Annotated in this window: 16 protein-coding genes; 9 read left to right on the top strand and 7 right to left on the bottom strand. The window is 68.4% G+C overall.

The window, feature by feature from the left end:
• Positions 1 to 279: transposase (locus ACG0Z3_RS19755; RefSeq protein ID WP_394400754.1), on the bottom strand; the 279-nt coding region annotated here is incomplete at its 3' end.
• Positions 280 to 369: 90 nt separating this feature from the next.
• Positions 370 to 999 carry a helix-turn-helix domain-containing protein gene (locus ACG0Z3_RS19760; RefSeq protein WP_394400757.1) on the bottom strand — a complete coding sequence of 210 codons (630 nt, stop codon included), beginning with the start codon at positions 997 to 999 and terminating at the stop codon, positions 370 to 372.
• 530 nt (positions 1,000 to 1,529) lie between these two features.
• Here ACG0Z3_RS19760 and ACG0Z3_RS19765 point away from each other — a divergent pair.
• From ACG0Z3_RS19765 to ACG0Z3_RS19775, 3 genes are all read left to right on the top strand, one after another.
• The gene (locus tag ACG0Z3_RS19765; protein WP_394400759.1) at positions 1,530 to 2,156 is read left to right on the top strand and encodes a type IV toxin-antitoxin system AbiEi family antitoxin domain-containing protein; all 627 of its coding nucleotides are present in this window, start codon (positions 1,530 to 1,532) and stop codon (positions 2,154 to 2,156) included.
• Positions 2,153 to 3,004, top strand: coding sequence for a nucleotidyl transferase AbiEii/AbiGii toxin family protein (locus ACG0Z3_RS19770; RefSeq protein ID WP_394400761.1), 852 nt, complete (start codon positions 2,153 to 2,155; stop codon positions 3,002 to 3,004). Before ACG0Z3_RS19765 ends, ACG0Z3_RS19770 begins: the two co-directional genes overlap by 4 nt.
• A 362-nt stretch (positions 3,005 to 3,366) precedes the next feature.
• Positions 3,367 to 4,050, top strand: a complete 684-nt coding sequence (locus ACG0Z3_RS19775; protein WP_394400764.1) for an SOS response-associated peptidase family protein — start codon at positions 3,367 to 3,369, stop codon at positions 4,048 to 4,050.
• 176 nt (positions 4,051 to 4,226) lie between these two features.
• On the opposite strand, the gene clsB is transcribed toward ACG0Z3_RS19775, so the two are convergent.
• From clsB to ACG0Z3_RS19800, 5 genes are all read right to left on the bottom strand, one after another.
• A complete protein-coding gene (gene clsB, locus ACG0Z3_RS19780; protein ID WP_394400766.1) occupies positions 4,227 to 5,486 on the bottom strand; it encodes a cardiolipin synthase ClsB in 1,260 nt (419 codons plus the stop codon).
• Positions 5,483 to 6,271, bottom strand: a complete 789-nt coding sequence (locus ACG0Z3_RS19785) for an endonuclease/exonuclease/phosphatase family protein (protein ID WP_394400769.1) — start codon at positions 6,269 to 6,271, stop codon at positions 5,483 to 5,485. The genes clsB and ACG0Z3_RS19785 overlap by 4 nt, the downstream gene beginning before the upstream one ends.
• Entirely contained in the window at positions 6,271 to 6,744 is a 474-nt protein-coding gene (gene nudB, locus ACG0Z3_RS19790; protein ID WP_394400771.1) for a dihydroneopterin triphosphate diphosphatase, read from the bottom strand. Before nudB ends, ACG0Z3_RS19785 begins: the two co-directional genes overlap by 1 nt.
• Positions 6,745 to 6,799: 55 nt before the next feature.
• Positions 6,800 to 7,600 (bottom strand): CsgG/HfaB family protein, encoded by an 801-nt coding sequence (locus tag ACG0Z3_RS19795; protein WP_394400774.1) that lies wholly within the window; start codon positions 7,598 to 7,600, stop codon positions 6,800 to 6,802.
• A gap of 117 nt (positions 7,601 to 7,717) precedes the next feature.
• Entirely contained in the window at positions 7,718 to 10,444 is a 2,727-nt protein-coding gene (locus ACG0Z3_RS19800; RefSeq protein ID WP_394400777.1) for a zinc-dependent metalloprotease, read from the bottom strand.
• A gap of 122 nt (positions 10,445 to 10,566) precedes the next feature.
• On the opposite strand from ACG0Z3_RS19800, the gene ACG0Z3_RS19805 reads away from it, so the two are divergent.
• From ACG0Z3_RS19805 to ACG0Z3_RS19830, 6 genes are all read left to right on the top strand, one after another.
• Positions 10,567 to 11,157 (top strand): YqiA/YcfP family alpha/beta fold hydrolase, encoded by a 591-nt coding sequence (locus ACG0Z3_RS19805; RefSeq protein ID WP_394400780.1) that lies wholly within the window; start codon positions 10,567 to 10,569, stop codon positions 11,155 to 11,157.
• A gap of 17 nt (positions 11,158 to 11,174) precedes the next feature.
• Complete coding sequence (locus ACG0Z3_RS19810) at positions 11,175 to 13,205, top strand: ribonuclease catalytic domain-containing protein (RefSeq protein ID WP_394400783.1); 2,031 nt, start codon at positions 11,175 to 11,177, stop codon at positions 13,203 to 13,205.
• Between the two features lie 2 nt (positions 13,206 to 13,207).
• A complete protein-coding gene (locus tag ACG0Z3_RS19815; RefSeq protein ID WP_394400786.1) occupies positions 13,208 to 14,059 on the top strand; it encodes an energy transducer TonB in 852 nt (283 codons plus the stop codon).
• A gap of 61 nt (positions 14,060 to 14,120) precedes the next feature.
• Entirely contained in the window at positions 14,121 to 14,936 is an 816-nt protein-coding gene (gene aroE, locus ACG0Z3_RS19820; protein WP_394400788.1) for a shikimate dehydrogenase, read from the top strand.
• The gene (gene mtgA, locus ACG0Z3_RS19825; protein WP_394400790.1) at positions 14,933 to 15,649 is read left to right on the top strand and encodes a monofunctional biosynthetic peptidoglycan transglycosylase; all 717 of its coding nucleotides are present in this window, start codon (positions 14,933 to 14,935) and stop codon (positions 15,647 to 15,649) included. The genes aroE and mtgA overlap by 4 nt, the downstream gene beginning before the upstream one ends.
• A gap of 7 nt (positions 15,650 to 15,656) precedes the next feature.
• Positions 15,657 to 16,244 carry a hypothetical protein gene (locus ACG0Z3_RS19830; protein ID WP_394400793.1) on the top strand — a complete coding sequence of 196 codons (588 nt, stop codon included), beginning with the start codon at positions 15,657 to 15,659 and terminating at the stop codon, positions 16,242 to 16,244.
• Position 16,245 lies beyond the last annotated feature (1 nt).

Below are 16,245 nucleotides of genomic sequence, written 5' to 3' on the forward strand. Positions count from 1 at the left end.
ACCTTCGCTGAAGTCCATCTTGGGCACGACCCACTGGCAGACGCGACGAAGCATTTGCTCGTCGGACCACTCAGCCTTCGCCACGAAGTGATGCAGCGACTGATGCCGCGCACTTGCGTGGACCGGGTCCACACGCGCCGCCATGGGCTCTACGCTCTTGCGAGCCAGCGGCAACATCAGTCCCGTGCAATAGCCACGAAGCCCCTCGTGACGGTCGGCGTGTCCCAGCCCCGAAGCCAAATGCTCCAGGTATTCCTCAAAGCGGTCTGCGACGTTCATCGATCCTCAACCAAAGAATCAAGAAGTCCGCATAATGCCTTGATTTTATTGACACAGTAAGATTAGGCGTTTGCCGACGTTTGACCATGCTCAGCGACTAGCGCGACGAGGAACGCCGGCGAGCTCCTCGTCGTAGAGCCCCAGCTTCCGACTGGCATCCATCATCGCGTCGAGACCCTTGGATTGCCGTTCTTTGCTACTTGCCTTGTAGGCGAGCAAGGCGATCCTAGAAATTCGTCGGTGATTGCCAGCCGTTCGTCGTATCTCCCCAAGAGCGCCCGAGTCTGCCAACGTGTTGAGATGACTTCGGGAAACATGCAGCAGCTTCGCAGCCTCTTCGCTCGTCAGCTCATCGTCGTCCAATGCCTCGAGAGCTTCAACCGACGCAGCTTTCTCTCGAGGGAGCGACTTTCCCGTGAGTCCAAGCGACTGGACCTGAACAGTGGATAGCAAGTGGAGCAACACCGCACGTTGTTCCGCGGCCGCCTTGCTTACCAACAGGCCTGTGACAAACGCCTCTTCGAGCAATGCGGGGACCTTCTCCGCAACAACCTTCTCGACGACCTTTGGAGAGGCCTTCTTCGCCTTTAGCTGTGCGTTAACCAAGGACGACAACTTGGCCGCAAAGCCCGCAGTGATGTCCGCGAGCACAAAGCTGAGCTCCTTCCGACCTTGAGTGTCGAGGGAAGGCGCGGAGGCGGTACGTGCGAGTGTGGTCATGGCGAACTCCAGTTGATTGGCAGCGTAGCGAAAACCGTCAAAATCGTCAAAATCGGCACCCCTCCGGGACTCCTCGCCGTGTGGGCATGTATGCGTTGCTTCCGGGCTGCCCTCAAGCTCCCTGGGCATCCCTAGGCCGAAGTTGCCCCAGCAAGACCGTCGTGAGGCGGTCCTGCGCTGCTGGCTCCATGAGACCGCGGCAGCCGTTCGTTGCCACCAGGTGGCCGCGGCGCTCGTCGGCAGTCCACAGCGATGACTCGTCGTCGATGGCAACCAACGCTTCGATGAGCTCGGCACGATCCTTCGCAAGAACCCTCATGCGCGCTCGTACTCGACGAGCTTGCCGTTGAAGCCCAGCTTGCTCTGAATGCGCCGTTTGCCAACACTGAAAACCACCCCTGTTGGGATCTGGGTGCTGCCGCCAGAGTTGCACTCGCGTGTCTGACGGCCCCCACCAGCTCACGAGCATCAATGTTTCTTTATGACTGTAATTATTGACCATCACATTATTTTCGCAACACAATGCACCCATGACGGCCAGTGACGCCACGACCGCATCCACCCACGAACAGCAGGTCCTGCGCCTTGCGCGCAACCGCACCTTGCTGCGTGCGCGCGACCTGACGCAGCAGGGCCTGCCAACCATCGTCCTGACGCGCCTGGTGCAGGCCGGCAAGCTCGAACGCGTGGCACGCGGTCTCTACGGTCTGCCGGGCGCCGAGATGAGCGAGCACCGCTCGCTGGCAGAAGTCTCGGCACGCGTACCCCGGGGCGTGGTCTGCCTGCTGTCGGCCCTACGGGTCCACGAAATTGGGACCCAGGCGCCCCATGAGGTCTGGTTCGCCATCCCTCCACACATGGTAAGTCCCAGGCTCGACCAGCCCCCCATCCGCGTCGTGCGGATGTCAGACGAGGCCCTCGCCGAGGGCGTCGATCGCCTGCACATCGACGGCGTCGACGTGCCGGTCTTCAACGCGGCCCGGACCGTCGTCGACTGCTTTCGGTTCCGCAACAAGATCGGCCTGGATGTGGCGCTGGAAGCCCTACGCGACGGCTGGACCCAGCGCAAGTTCACGCTGGACGACCTCTGGCGCCACGCCGCGCGCAGGCGTATGGCCAACGTCATGCGCCCCTACATCGAGGCCATCACGGCATGACCACCAACCGCGCTGCGTCGATCCGCGCCAGGCTCAAGCAGCACGCCGACAAGTCGAAGCAGGACTTCAACCTAACGCTGACCCGGTACGGGCTGGAACGCCTGCTCTACCGGCTGTCCATCTCCGAACACGCGCCGAACTTCCTGCTCAAGGGCGCACTGCTGTTCCAACTCTGGTACGGGCAGCCGCACCGGCCGACACGCGATGCCGACCTTCTGGGATTCGGCCCCGACGACGTGCCTACGCTGGTCGACCTGTTCCGATCCATTGCCAGCATCGCAGTGGACGACGGCGTCGTCTTCGATGCCAGATCGGTCACGGGCAGCCCGATTCGCAAAGATACTGGCTATGGCGGCGTGCGCATCGACCTGCGCGCCACGCTCGACGGCGCCCGCATGTCCCTGCAGATCGACATCGGCTTCGGCGATGCCGTTACGCCGGCGGCTCAGTCCATCGCCTACGCCACGCTGCTGCGAGACGTCCCCGCGCCGACCTTGCGCGCCTACCCCAAGGCTACGGTCGTGGCCGAGAAGCTGCATGCCGTGACCGTGCTGGGCATGACCAACACCCGCATGAAAGACTTCTTCGATCTCGCCCTGCTGTTGCGCGACGACACGCTCGACGACGCAGAGCTGCAGCAAGCCGTCGAAGCGACTTTCGCCCGCCGAAAGACGACCATGCCCAGCACCATGCCCATCGGCCTGAGCGATGCATTTGCCGACGACACCACCAAACAGACGCAATGGCGGGCATTCCTGAGCAAGAACAAGTTGGACCCGATGGACCTTCGCGAGGTAATCGGGGCCATCCGAACGCGTGCGACGCTGTTCGGATGGCCAAGGCAGTAGGACTGGCTCTGCACCACCCATGCCCACAGCGCTGCTCGACTTCGCCGCCCCAGTGCAGCGAGCGCGTGGCGTGCCATCGACAACCGCGCATGGGCAGCACCTCTCGCAGCTCACTGCGCCACGCCCCAGCAGGTCACGCCGTGTTTGCGGGAACCGTCTCGCTGGAGGTTCACATCGGTGCTGTCCAGCCCCGGCGAACGAAACCTGGCTGGTACCAAGGCCTGCCTGATCGAACTGCGCGGCGATAACAAGCCGGGTGGTAGGCCGGTCAGGCTTCCCGTCGGGCGATGCCCATGCCAATTCGCTATGGTGCTGCGGTCATGTGCAATCTGTATCACGTCAGCCCCAAGGACGACTTCGCGGTGTACGTCGCGAAGCACGCGGCGCGCTGGGTCATCACTGACTACGCCATGCGCACGGTGGGGCCGAATCAAGACGGCGTCTTCTTCGTCGCGGCCGACGGCGCCGTCGTCGGTCACGTCGGGCAATGGGGCCTGATCCGCCCCGGTCAACCCGAGCGCATCGACTACCTGCCCAGCAAAGTTCCCGGCAAGCGAGGACGTCCGCGCAGCACGAACAACGCGCGCGTCGAGGGCATCGAGAAGAAGGTGACCTTCAAGGTGGCCTGGGCAACTGGACGCCGCTGCCTGGCACCTGCGGCCTGGTACCAGGAACCCAACTGGGAAACCGGCAAGAACATCTGGTGGCAGCTCAAGCGAGCTGACGGCACGCCTTGGATGCTCGCCGGGTTGTGGTCTGAGTGGACAGACCCGAAGACGGGAGAGCTGGTGCCTAACTTCACACTGCTCACCACCAACTGCGACAGCCATCCGCTGTTGAATCGTCTGCACAAGCCCAACCCCGAACTACCGCCGGACGCGCAGGACAAGCGGTCGCTGATCCACGTCGACCCGGGCGACTGGGAGACCTGGCTTCGGGGTCGGCATCAAGACGTGCTGCCCTTGATCAAGCCGCCGACGGTGGAAGCCTTCGACTTGTCCGACGCCATCAGGACCGACGAGGCGCTGGCGGCTCTGCGTCGTTGACGACACGGCACCACCACCACTGCTCGTAGTAGGTCTTCGCAGACTTGTGACCCGGAACCGGGCCGATCTGATTGCCCGAGCGCATTGCAGCAGCGTACCCATCAGGTGGCGCAATCACGAGCAGTTCCACACGGAGTCGTCGATCACTGACTCGTCTAACCCAGCTTGTATACCTGTCAATACCGCCCGGCCGCCCCCGCCACCCTCAGGAACACGTAGGCGAACCACGCCACCACGGCCCGGCGCAGCATGGCACGCAGGCCCTTGCCGCCCGACTCACCCACGCGCTGCGACACGGCGATGGCGGCGTCCACCTCGCGGGCCAGCTGCGTGGCGAAGGCGGCGTCGTGCACGACGACGTTGGCCTCCAGGTTGAGCAGCAGCGACAGCGGGTCGATGTTGGAGCTGCCCACCGTTGCCCAGATGCCGTCCACCACAGCCACCTTGGCATGCAAGAAGGCCGGCGTGTATTCGTAGATCTCCACGCCATGGCCGATCAGCTCGGCGTACAGCGCCTCGGCGGCCCAGCCGGCCAGCCGGTAGTCCAGCTTGCCCTGCAGCAGCAGGCGCACACGCACGCCCCGGTCGGCCGCGCTGCGCAGCGCCTGGCGGATGCGCTGGCCGGGGTAGAAGTAGGGACAGAGGATGTCCACGCTGCCACGGGCGTTGGCGATCGCGTCGGCGTAGGCATGCTCGATGGTGCGGCGGCGACGCAGGTTGTCACGCAACACGAAGGCCGCGCACACGGGTGCCATCGGCATCACCGGCTCCGGCAGGCGCTGCGGGCCGCGCCAGACCTGGCTGAACCACAGGCCCAGGCGGCGGCGCAGTGGCACGTAGTCCAGCAGCGCGTCGTCGAAGTCGCGCCCCAGCCAGGCGCGCGACCAGATGGCCCGCACGCTCTGCCCCACCAGCTCCACCAGGCTGCCGCGCAGCGCGACGGCGAAGTCCAGCCGCGGCAGCTCGCTGGGGCCGTGGTGCAGGTCCAGCCGGTCGTCAATGACGTTGATGCCGCCGACGAAAGCCACGGCCCCGTCCACCACGCACAGCTTCTGATGCAGCCGGCGCAGCTGGCCCGGCTGCAGCCAGCGCCACCAGCGGTCCATGGGCCGGAACACCGCCAGCGCCACACCGCTGCCCGCGAAGCGCTCGCGCAGCTCGCGCAGGCTGCCGTTGCTGCCAAAGCCGTCAATCACCAGCCGCACGCGCACGCCGCGCCGGTCGGCGGCGATCAACGCGTCGGCCAGCGCGAGCGCGGTGGCGTCGCTGTGGAAGATGTAGGTCGCCAGCCAGATGTCGCTGTGCGCATGCCGGATGGCGGCCTGCATGCGCGGGAAGAGCTCATCACCGCCGCGCAGCAGCTCCAGCTCGTTGCCGCCGGTGAAGCCCACCTCGGCAGCGCGCGCGCGGCGCCGGCGCCGCAGGTTCAGCCTCATTCGAGCACCAGCTCCACCAGCAGCGGCAGGTGGTCGGACATGCGCGCCCAGCTCGGGCCGCGCGGCACCTGCAGGCCCGTGCAGCGCAGGCCCACGGTGTAGACGCGGTCCAGCGCGAACACCGGCAGCCGCGACGGGAAGGTGGCGCGTCGCGCCTGCCCCTGCAAGCCGGCGCGGCGCAGGCCGTGGGCGCGCATGGCCGGGTCCAGGCGCTCGCCCCAGTCGTTGAAGTCGCCCGCCACCAGCGCCGGCGCGCCCGCTGGCACATGCTCGCGCAAAAAGGCCGCCAGCCGGTCCACCTGGCGCATGCGGCTGGAATGAATGAGCCCGAAGTGCGCCACCACCACGTGCACCACCGTGCCCTGCCAGTGCACGGGCACGTGCAGCAGGCCGCGCTGCTCGAAGGCGTGGTCCGACACGTCATGGTGGCCCACATCGCCCAGCGGCCAGCGCGACAGCAATGCGTTGCCATGCTCGCCGAAGCGCGTCTTGGCGTTGGTGCGGTAGGCCACCTCGTAGCCGGCGGGAGCCAGGAACTCGGCCTGCCCCTGCTCGGGCCAGCCGAACCAGGTGTGGTCGAACAAGGCCGCCTCGCGGTGGTGGAACAGCCGCACCTCCTGCAGGCAGACGATGTCGGCGTCCAGTGCCGCCACGCCCATCTGCAGGTTGTGGATCTCCAGCCGCTTGGCCGGCCCCAGGCCGCGCACGCCCTTGTGGATGTTGTAGGTCGCCACGCGCAGCACCGCGCCGGGCGCGTGGGGCGTGGGGCGGGCGACGGAGCGCATCACGCGGCGGGCCGGGCCCGCAGGCGCGGCAGCTGCAGCACGGCCTCGGCGTTGGAGGGCGAGAAACAGCGGTCCGCCGCCTCCTGCCAGGGCAGCCATTGCCAGGCCAGGTGCTCGCGCGGTGCGAGCGTGGGCGTCAGCGGCGCGGGCAGCTGCAGGCCAAAGACATGCTCGGTGTTGCGCGTGACGCCAGGCGCATAGCGGTGGCGCCACTGCGGATAGATCTCGTAGACGTTGGCCAGCTGCCAGTCGCTCAGGCTGGCGCCCAGCGCAGCGATGTCGAAGCCGGTCTCCTCCAGCACCTCGCGGCGCGCGGTCTCGGCGGCCGGCTCGTCCGGCGAGTCCTTGGACCCGGTCACGCTCTGCCAGTAACCGGGGTGGTCGGCCCGCTCGATCAGCAGCACCTGCAGATCAGGCGTGTGGATGACGACGAGAACGGATTCGGGGATCTTGAAGGGCTTGGCCGACTGCATGCGCCAAGCATAGCCACGCCGGCGCCACCGGCCGGCGAACAGGCCCTTGGGCCGCTCAGCCGCCGCGGTTCTGGCGCGTGGCCACCGGTGGCGGCAGCGCCTTGGCCTGCAGCTCACGCACCTGCACGACGAGCTGGTTGTGCGCGTCCATGAAGGCCGCAGCGATGACCTTGCCCTCGTTGGAGTTGCTCCAACCCGCGCCAGCCGCACCGCCCAGCTTGCCCACCACGGCGCCGCCGACGCCGAGGTCGGCCACCTCGACCGAGCCGGTGGCGGCAGCGACCTGCTCGGTGGTCTCGTTGTCGGTCAGCAGCAGCGCCGCCTGGGCCTGCTTGAGCTTGACCTGCTCGGCCGCGCCGACGAGCTTGTTCAGGTAGGGGATGGCCTGCAGGATGCCGCCGATCTGCCGGCCAGCGTCCTGCTCGCTGAAGGTGAGGCTGGGCGTCAGGCTGTACTGCGCCTCGTAGCCCTTGCCCTTGTGCACGGTGTTGCCCTGCTGGCGCAGGATGCCGGCGTCCTTGAGCTCCTGCTCGCGCACGGTGGCCTTCAGGCCGGCGGAGCGGTCCACCACACGGAAGCACCCGCTTTGCTGGGCCAGCAGGCGCACCAGGGGCACGGGGCTGGCGGGCAGCTGGTAGCTGCCGGCATAGCTGTAGCCGTTGGGGTTCTCGATCAGGGCCATCGTGGCCACCGGCGCGTCGCACTTGACGAGCTGGCGGCTGGCATTGCTGGCGCCGGCCGGGCCGGCCGAGCCGCTGATCACCGAGCCGCCCTCCCCGAGCGAGGTGGACGACTTGCCACAACCGCCGAGCAACAGCACGGCAAGCGGGACGATGAGCAGACGGCAAACATTCATGGGCAGACCCTTCTCGCGAAACGAGGCGCGAGTCTGCCCGGGCGGCGGGCACCGGCAGGCCCTAGAACGTGGGATGTCTCCCGCGTCCACGGGGCCGGCGGTGGCCGCCCCGCGCGATCAGCTGCGCGTCAGCGTGGCCTTGAGCATGCTGTTGAGCATGTCCTGCAGCTCGGCGAAGTGCGCCCGCGTCTCCACCGACAGCCCCGGCTTGGCCGCGCCCATGCGCAGTTCGCCGGCCAGCTGGCTGGCGTGCCAGCGTGCCAGCGAGAAGGCGTCGGCGTAGGTGGCGGCCGCGTTGGTCGAGCGGTTCAGCTGTGCCTGCAGGCGCTTGACGTACTCGCGCTGCAGGCTGCGACGCATGCGGTCCACCTCGGCGCCGGTCTTCAGCTCGCTGAAGATGGCGCCCTGCAGGGTGCCGTACACCTCGCTCAGCGACACCGCGCCCTTGCGCTGGGCCTCAGGCAGGTAGGCGCCCTGCTCGATGAGGCGGCGCGCGGTGGCGGCCGACATCAGGCGGTCCAGCACGCGGGCCTGCACGGCGGCCACGGCGTCGGGGATGGACAGCGGCAGGCCGCGCTCCCACTCGTTGTAGTCCACCGTCTGGGTGACGAGGAACTCGGGGCGGAACTTGAACGCGTCGCTGGCCAGCAGGCCGCTGGCGATGAAGCGCAGCGCCTCGCGCTGCTGCGCGTTGTCCACCGGCTTGAAGGCCGGCCCCGGCGTGACGCCCGGCACCACGCGCTCGGCCTGCAGGCCGCCCACGTACTTGCTGACGTTGTGCGCCGTCGTGCCCAGTTGGCGGAACGAGGACAGGACGGAGCGGCGCGCGCGCAGCGGGTCTTCACCAGCCTGGGGCTTGCGAGCCTGCACGCGCTCCCACAGCTCCTGGCTGAGCTTGAGGCGCTTCTTGGCGTAGGCCAGCGGGTCGTCGCCCAGGTCGCCCTGATTGCTGCGCGGGTCGAAGCCGTCATAGACGCCGCCCACGCCCTGGTCCATGTCGTCGGCATAGGCCAGCTGCGGCTCGATGGAGCGCGCGGCGATACGGGCCAGTTCGGCCGCCTCCTGCTCGGCCGGCACCTGCTTGTAGGCGTACTCGATGGCCCAGTAGTCGTAGGCCCCCAGCGTGGTGTTGGTCAAGCTAGCCTTGGGCTCACCCTTGAGCGGCAGGTTGTAGGCGTTGTAGTCCATCACCGAGTTGGAGATGCCGTTGGCTTCGGTGAAGGCCTTGTCCCGCAGCTGGGCCTGGGTGATGGTGGCGGACGCGCGGAAGTTGTGCTTCAGGCCGAGCGTGTGGCCCACCTCATGCATGATCGTGTCCTTGATGACAGCCTGGGCCAGCGCCTCGGCCTCGGGGCCGGTCATGTCCTGGCCGTCGCGCAGCGCCAGCAGGTCCAGCGCAAAGCCGAACTCGCTGGCCTGATCCGCCGCGTAGTTGCACTGTTGCTCGATCCGCGCGCGGCTGCGCTCGCCCATCCAGCTGGCCAGCGGCGCGTGGTTGTGACCCTGATGGGCGTGCTGGGCGTGCTGGGCGTGCTGGGCGTGCTGGGCGTGCTGGGCGTGCTGACCCATCAGGTCGTCACTGGCCAAGCGGCGGCTGCCACGGCCGAAGACGTCGCTCATGCGGATGTCGGCATCCAGGATCTCGCCGGTGCGCGGGTCACGGGTGTGCGGCCCTTGCGCGAAGCCCACGTCGGCGCCGGTGAACCAGCGGATGGACGCGTGCGTGGCGTCCATGTTGTCCCAGTCGGCGTCATCGGGCTGCTGTTTGGCTTGAACAGCGTCCTTGAAGCCGATCTTCTCGAAGGCCTTGTTCCACTCCAGGATGCCGGCTTTGACGGACTCGCGGTACTTGACGGGGATGTTCTTGTCCATCCAGAACACGATGGGCTGCACCGGCTCGGACAGCGCGGCGGCCGGGTCCTTCTTCTCCAGGCGCCAACGCGACAGCAGGTGCACGCGCGGGTTGGCCTTCAGGTCGTCACCGAGGTCGGTGTAGGTCTCCATGAAGTGACCCAGGCGCGGATCGATGTGGCGGATGGCCGCCGGCTGCTCGGGCAGCGCACGGAAGTTGTAGACGAAGCTGAAGAACATCGAGCGCGGGTCTGGCGTGGCCTGCGGCGGCGTGGGCACGGCCACGGGCGGCGGCACCAGCGGCGGCGCGGGGATGCGCGCGGTGGCGAAATGCACGCGCGAGGTCAGCGTGGTCAGGCCGGCCTCGGCACGGGTGGACTCGATGTGCGAGTTCGCGCGATCGGGCGCATACGGCAGGCGGTACACCGCCTCCAGGCGCGTCGAGTAGCCGGGGATGTCGCCGAGCAGCAGGCCGCTGGCGTCCACCAGCACCGACTTGCGGTCCGGGTGCTCGGCACTGGCCACCGGGCCCGACGTGATCAGGCTGGGCGAGAAGGACTGCTCCAGCGCACGGCGGTTGACGGCGTCGTCGGTGCGGAACTTCATGTTCAGCGCGATCAGCTGGATCTGGTTGCCGACGCGGCGCCACTCGGCCATCTCGTCGCCCAGCATCTGGCTGGCGTACAGACCGCGCTCGCCCACGGAGTTCGCGACGTTGACGGTGAACAGGAAGGGCTTGTTGAAGGCCTCCTTGGGGATCTCCAGCCAAACCTTGTCGTCCTTGCGCCAGATGGGGAACAGGCCGGGCTGCTCCTTGGCACCCTTGATGACGTCGGCAAACGGCTTGGGCGCGGTGGGGTCCACCGGCGGGCGGGCCGCGGCAGCGGCGGCGGGTGCAGCGGGGGCAGCGGCAGCGGCGGTGGCCGGGGTCTGGGCGTGGGCCAGGGCCGTCAGCGCGAGTAGCGCGGCGGTGGCCAGAACGGAACGCGACATCGGGGTCATGAGATGTGTCCGAAGGAAACCAAAAGCGGGCGACTTTAAGCGCGGCGACACTTGCGTCAACCCGATGCCGCCCCCGTCGCGGCGCCCACAAAGTTCACGCAAAAACTTCCGTCATGGCCCTGACCCATCTGCTGTACCTGCACGGCTTTCGCTCCTCGCCAGCCTCGGCCAAGGCGGTGCGCATGGCGGCCTGGGCCGCCACCCAGCCGGGGCTGGTGTTCGCCTGCCCGCAGCTGCCGCCCTCGCCACTCGACGCGATGGCCCAGGTGGCCACGCTGGTGGCGGACTGGCCGGCCGAGGGTGCGGCCGTCATCGGCAGCTCGCTGGGCGGCTTCTATGCCACCTCGCTGGCCGAACAGCCCGCCCACCGCCGCTGGCGTGCCGCCGTGCTGAACCCGGCCGTGGACCCGGCGCGCGACCTCGCCCAGCACATCGGCGAGCTGACCGCCTGGCATGACCCGGCCCTGAAGTTCGATTTCACGGCGCAGCACGTGGCCGAGCTGGCGGCGCTGACGCCGCCAGCTCGCCTGAGCACCCCATCGCGCTACTACGCACTGATCGCCAAGGGCGACGAGCTGCTGGACTGGCGCGAGATGCTGGCCCGCTACGCCGGCTGCGACGGCGAGGTGGTGGATGGCAGCGACCACGGCCTGAGCGACTTCGAGGCGCATCTGCCACCCTTGCTGGCGCACCTCACCCGCTGAGGGACAATCCGGCCCCTATGTTTGCGCTGTTTGATGACGCCGGGAAATTCCTCGCCGGCCGGGTGATGAGCGAGGCTGATGCCTCGCTCCAGGTGGAGCTTGATTCGGGCAAGCGGGTCAAGGTGAAAGCCGCCAATGTGCTGTTGAAGTTCGAGCAGCCGGCGCCCGCCGTGCTGCTGGCCGAGGCTCGCAAGCTGGCCGACGACATCGACCTGGATCTGGCCTGGGAGTTCGCGCCCGAGGGCGAGTTCGGCTTTGCCGACCTCGCGCGGGACTACTTCGACGCCAAGGCCGGCACCTTGCAGCAGACGGCCGCGCTGTTCCGCCTGTTTGAGGCGCCGCACTACTTTCGCCGCGCCGGCAAGGGCCAGTTCAAGAAGGCGCCTGAGGAGACGGTGAAGGCCGCGCTGCTGGGGATAGAGCGCAAGCGCCAGCAGGCGCTGCAGATCGAGGCCTGGGCTCAGGAGCTGGTGGCGGGCACCTGCCCCGCCCCCATCCAGGAGCAGATCTACAAGATCCTGTTCAAGCCCGACAAGAACGGCCCCGAGTACAAGGCCGTCGTCGAAGCCAGCAAGCTCGCGCACAAGGCACCGCTGGACCTGCTGCAGGGCGCCGGCGCCATCACCAGCGCCTACCAGTTCCACTGGAAGCGCTTCCTGTTCGAGAACTTCCCCAAGGGCGCGGGCTTCCCGGCCCTGACCGCGCCGGAGATCAAGGACGAACTGGCGCTGAGCCCGGCGCGCGCCTTCTCCATCGACGACTCGCAGACCACCGAGATCGACGACGCCCTCTCCGTGCAAGGCCTGGGCACAGGCACCATCACCTTCGGCGTGCATATCGCCGCACCCGGCCTGGCCATCACGCCGGACTCGGCCGTCGACAAGGTGGCCCGCGAGCGCCTGTCCACGGTCTACATGCCGGGCTGGAAGATCACGATGCTGCCCGACGACGTCGTGCAGGCCTACACGCTGATCGAGGGCCGCGACTGCCCGGCCGTGTCCATCTACTTCACGATGGACGAGGCGACGTTCGAGATCAAGGCGAAGGAAACCAAGCTGGAGCGCGTGCACATCGCGTCCAACCTGCGCCACGACAAGCTGGACGGCATCGTCACCGACGCCTCGCTGTCGGGCGAGGCGCCGGCCGACTACGCCTTCGCCCCCGAGCTGGCCTTCTGCTGGCGCCTGGCCAAGCACCTGAAGGCGCAGCGCGAGGTGGTGCGCGGCAAGCCGGAGAACTTCAACCGGCCGGACTACAACTTCCGCCTGGCCGGCGAGCGCATGGAGCCGCCCAACGGCAGCGAGTCGGTGGAAATCAGCGTGCGCGCCCGCGGCAGCTCGCTGGACCTGATCGTGGCCGAGGCCATGATCCTGGCCAACTCCGCCTGGGGCGGCTGGCTGGCCGAACTGGGCCTGCCAGGCATCTACCGCAGCCAGGCCAGCCTGGCGCCCGGCATCAAGGTGCGCATGGGCGTGAAGGCGCTGCCGCACGCCGGCATGGGCGTGGCGCAGTACACCTGGGCCACGTCGCCGCTGCGCCGCTACGTGGACCTGGTCAACCAGTGGCAGATCATTGCCTGCGCGCGGCACGGCCGCATGGCCGCGCTGGCCGCGCCCTTCAAACCGAAGGACGCGCAGCTGTTCTCCATCATTTCGGGCTTCGAGTCGGCCTACGCCGCCTACAACGGCTTCCAGAACGGCATCGAGCGCTTCTGGACGCTGCGCTGGCTGCAGCAGAACGACACGACCGAGCTGACCGCCACCGTCATGAAGGAAGGCCTGGTGCGCGCCGACGACCTGCCGCTGGTGTTCAAGGCGCTGGGCTGCGAGCCCCTGCCGCGCGGCAGCCACGTGAAAGTGCGCATCACCGGCCTGGACGAGATGACGCTGGACGTGCATGCGACGCTGATCGAGCGCATGGATGAACAGGCGGCGGCCGAGGAAGCCGAAGGCGACGACGACGACCTGGCGGCCGCTGCGGCACCCATCGCGCTGGCCATCGACCTCAACGACGGCAACGCCGACACCGAGGCCACGCCCGCCGCCTGACGATGCGCCGCCTCAGCACCCTGCAAATCGCCCTTGCCTGCTCGCTGGGCGTGCATGGCGTTCTGCTGGGCTGGCGCATGGGGTCGCCAGAGTCCTTCAACCGCGTGTTCAAGGACACCCCGCTGGAAGTGGTGCTGGTCAACACCCGCTCCAATGAGCTGCCCACCAAGGCGGCCGTGCTGGCCCAGGCCAACCTGGCCGGCGGCGGCAACGCCGAGCAAGGCCGTGCCACCTCGCCGCTGCCGCCCGCCCGGCACAGCGAGGAGGGCGACGCCGCCGAGGCCCAGAGCTCGCAGATCGCCCAGCTGCAGCAACAGCAGCAGCAGTTGCTGGCCCAAGTGCGCCGCGAGCTGGCGCTGCTGCCACCACCCGACCCGCGCCGCGAGAAGACCGACGCCCGCGAGCGCGCCCAGGCCGAGAAGCGCCGCCAGCTGGTGGACCTGCTCGCCGAGATCGAGAAGCGCGTCAACATGGAAAGCGCCCGGCCGCGCAAGCGCTACGTGAGCCCGGCGGCGCGCGAGGTCGTCTACGCCCAGTACTACGACGGCCTGCGCCGCCGCATCGAGGAGCGCGGCACGCGCGACTTTCCCGAGTACCGCGGCAAGAAGCTCTACGGCGAGCTCATCATGAACATCCACGTGGACCACAAGGGCCGCGTCATCGAGACCGAGATCGTCTCGCCCAGCGGCAATGCGACGCTGGACAAGCGCGCCGTCGCCATCGTGCAGGCAGCGTCGCCGTTTGGCGTCTTCACCAAGGAGATGCTCAAGGGCGCCGAGGTGCTGGTGATCACGTCCCGCTTCAAGTTCACGCGTGATGAAGAGCTGGAAACCTCGCTGGCCGGACAGCCCTGACCCCTGAACCACACATGGCCGCCACGCCAGGCCGGCCGCGCAGCTTCCAAGAAAGCCTCCCATGACCGATCGATACGCCGTTGTCGGCAACCCGGTGGAACACAGCCGCTCGCCGACCATCCACGCCCTGTTCGCCGAGCAGACCGGCCAGGTGCTGCGCTACGAGCGCCTGCTGGCACCGCTGGACGGCTTCGAGACCTGCCTGCGCGCCTTCGCAGCCGCCGGCGCCAAGGGCTGCAACATCACCGTGCCGTTCAAGTTCGACGCCTTCGAGCTGTGCAGCCACCGCACCGAGCGCGCGCAGCTGGGCGGCGCCGTCAACACGCTGCGCTTCGACGCAGACGGCTGGACCGGCGACAACACCGACGGTGCCGGCCTCGTCAACGACATCCAGAAGAACACCGGCCGCCCGCTGGCCGGCCTGCAGGTGCTGCTGGTAGGTGCCGGCGGCGCGAGCGCCGGCGCCCTGGGTGCGCTGATCGCGGCCGGCCCGGCACGCATCACCGTCGTCAACCGTACGCTGGACAAGGCGCAGGCGCTGGTGGCCAGCCATGCCCACCTCGGCGTGCCGCTCACCGCTGCCACGCTGGCCGAGGCGCCCGCCGCGCAGGACATCGTCATCAACGCCACCAGCACCAGCCTGTCCGGTGCCGCCGCGCCGGTCGGCGCCCACGTGCTCAAGCCCGGTGCCCTGGCGCTGGACATGATGTATGGCCCCAAGGCGCAAGCCTTCCTGGACTGGGCAGCCAGCCACGGCGCCGAGCCGCGCGACGGCCTGGGCATGCTGGTGGAACAGGCTGCCGAGGCCTTCTTCTTCTGGCGCGGCGTGCGCCCCGACACCGCACCGGTGCTGAAGGCGCTGCGGGCCACGCTATGAAGCGTCATGCCTTGCGGCTGCTGGCCGTGCTGGCGCTGGCCGTGCTGTGCCTGCAGCTGTGGTTTGCCGGGCGCATCGCGCTGATGAATGTGCTGGCGCCACAGTCCACCAGCTTCCAGCGCAGCGAGGCGCTGCGGCTGCTGAAGGACAAGCAGCAGGTGGCCTGGGCGCAGGCCTGGGTCGATGACGAGCGCCTGCCGCGCACGCTCAAGCGCGCCGTCATCGCCAGCGAGGATGACGGCTTCGCCGCGCACGGCGGCGTGGACTGGGAGGCGCTGCAGGGCGCCTGGAAGAAGAACGAGAAGGCGCAGGCGCGCGTCGAGGCGCGCGGGCGCGGCGTGGCCAAGGTCATCGGTGGCTCCACCATCACGCAGCAGCTGGCCAAGAACCTGTTCCTGTCCAGCGAACGCACGCTGCTGCGCAAGGGTCAGGAATTGGCGCTGACGCTGATGCTGGAAACCCTTCTCAGCAAGCAGCGCATCCTGGAGATCTACCTGAACAGCGTCGAATGGGGCGAGGGCCTGTTCGGCGCGCAGGCGGCGGCCCGGCACTACTTCCGCACCGACGTGTCACGGCTGGGCGCCTTCGAGGCCGCGCGGCTGGCCGTCATGCTGCCGGCGCCCAAGCGCTTTGAGCGCCAGCCGGGCTCGCCCTATGTGATGGGCCGCGCCGCGCTCATCATGGGCCGCATGAACAGCGCCCAACTCCCCTGACCGCGCCATGACCAACGACCTGACCGCCGAAATCGCCGCCGCCGCAGCCCGCCTCATCGTCGACGAAGGCATGGACTGGGGCCCGGCCAAGCAGCGCGCGGCACGTGATCTGGGCATGCCGCGCGGCGCGCTGCCCGGCAACGACGAGGTCGAGGACGCCGTGCGCGAGCACATCACCATCTTCCACGCCGATACCCAACCGGCCGAGCTGCGCGCGCTGCGCGAGCTGGCCGCCGTGTGGATGGCGCGGCTGGCTGACTTCCGCCCGCACCTCACCGGCGCCGTCTGGCGCGGCACGGCGACCCGGCTGTCCAACCTGCACCTGCAGCTGTACTGCGACGACAGCAAGGCCGCCGAGATCGCGCTGCTGGACCGCGGCGTGGACTTCGACGTCGCCGAGACGCGCGGCAGCAAAGGCCGCACGGTGGACATGCTCGTGCTGGACGCGCCCTGCCCCGCCCTGCAGGAACGTGTCACGATCTGCCTGACCATCCTGGACTTTGACGATTTGCGGGGCGCCCTCAAGCCTGACGCGCGCGGCCTGACCGAGCGCGGCGACCTGGCCGCCCTGCAAACCCTGCTGGACACCGACTAAG

Origin of the sequence: Pelomonas margarita, from assembly GCF_043555875.1 — a bacterium.
GTDB classification, from domain to species: Bacteria; Pseudomonadota; Gammaproteobacteria; order Burkholderiales; family Burkholderiaceae_C; genus Pelomonas; species Pelomonas margarita.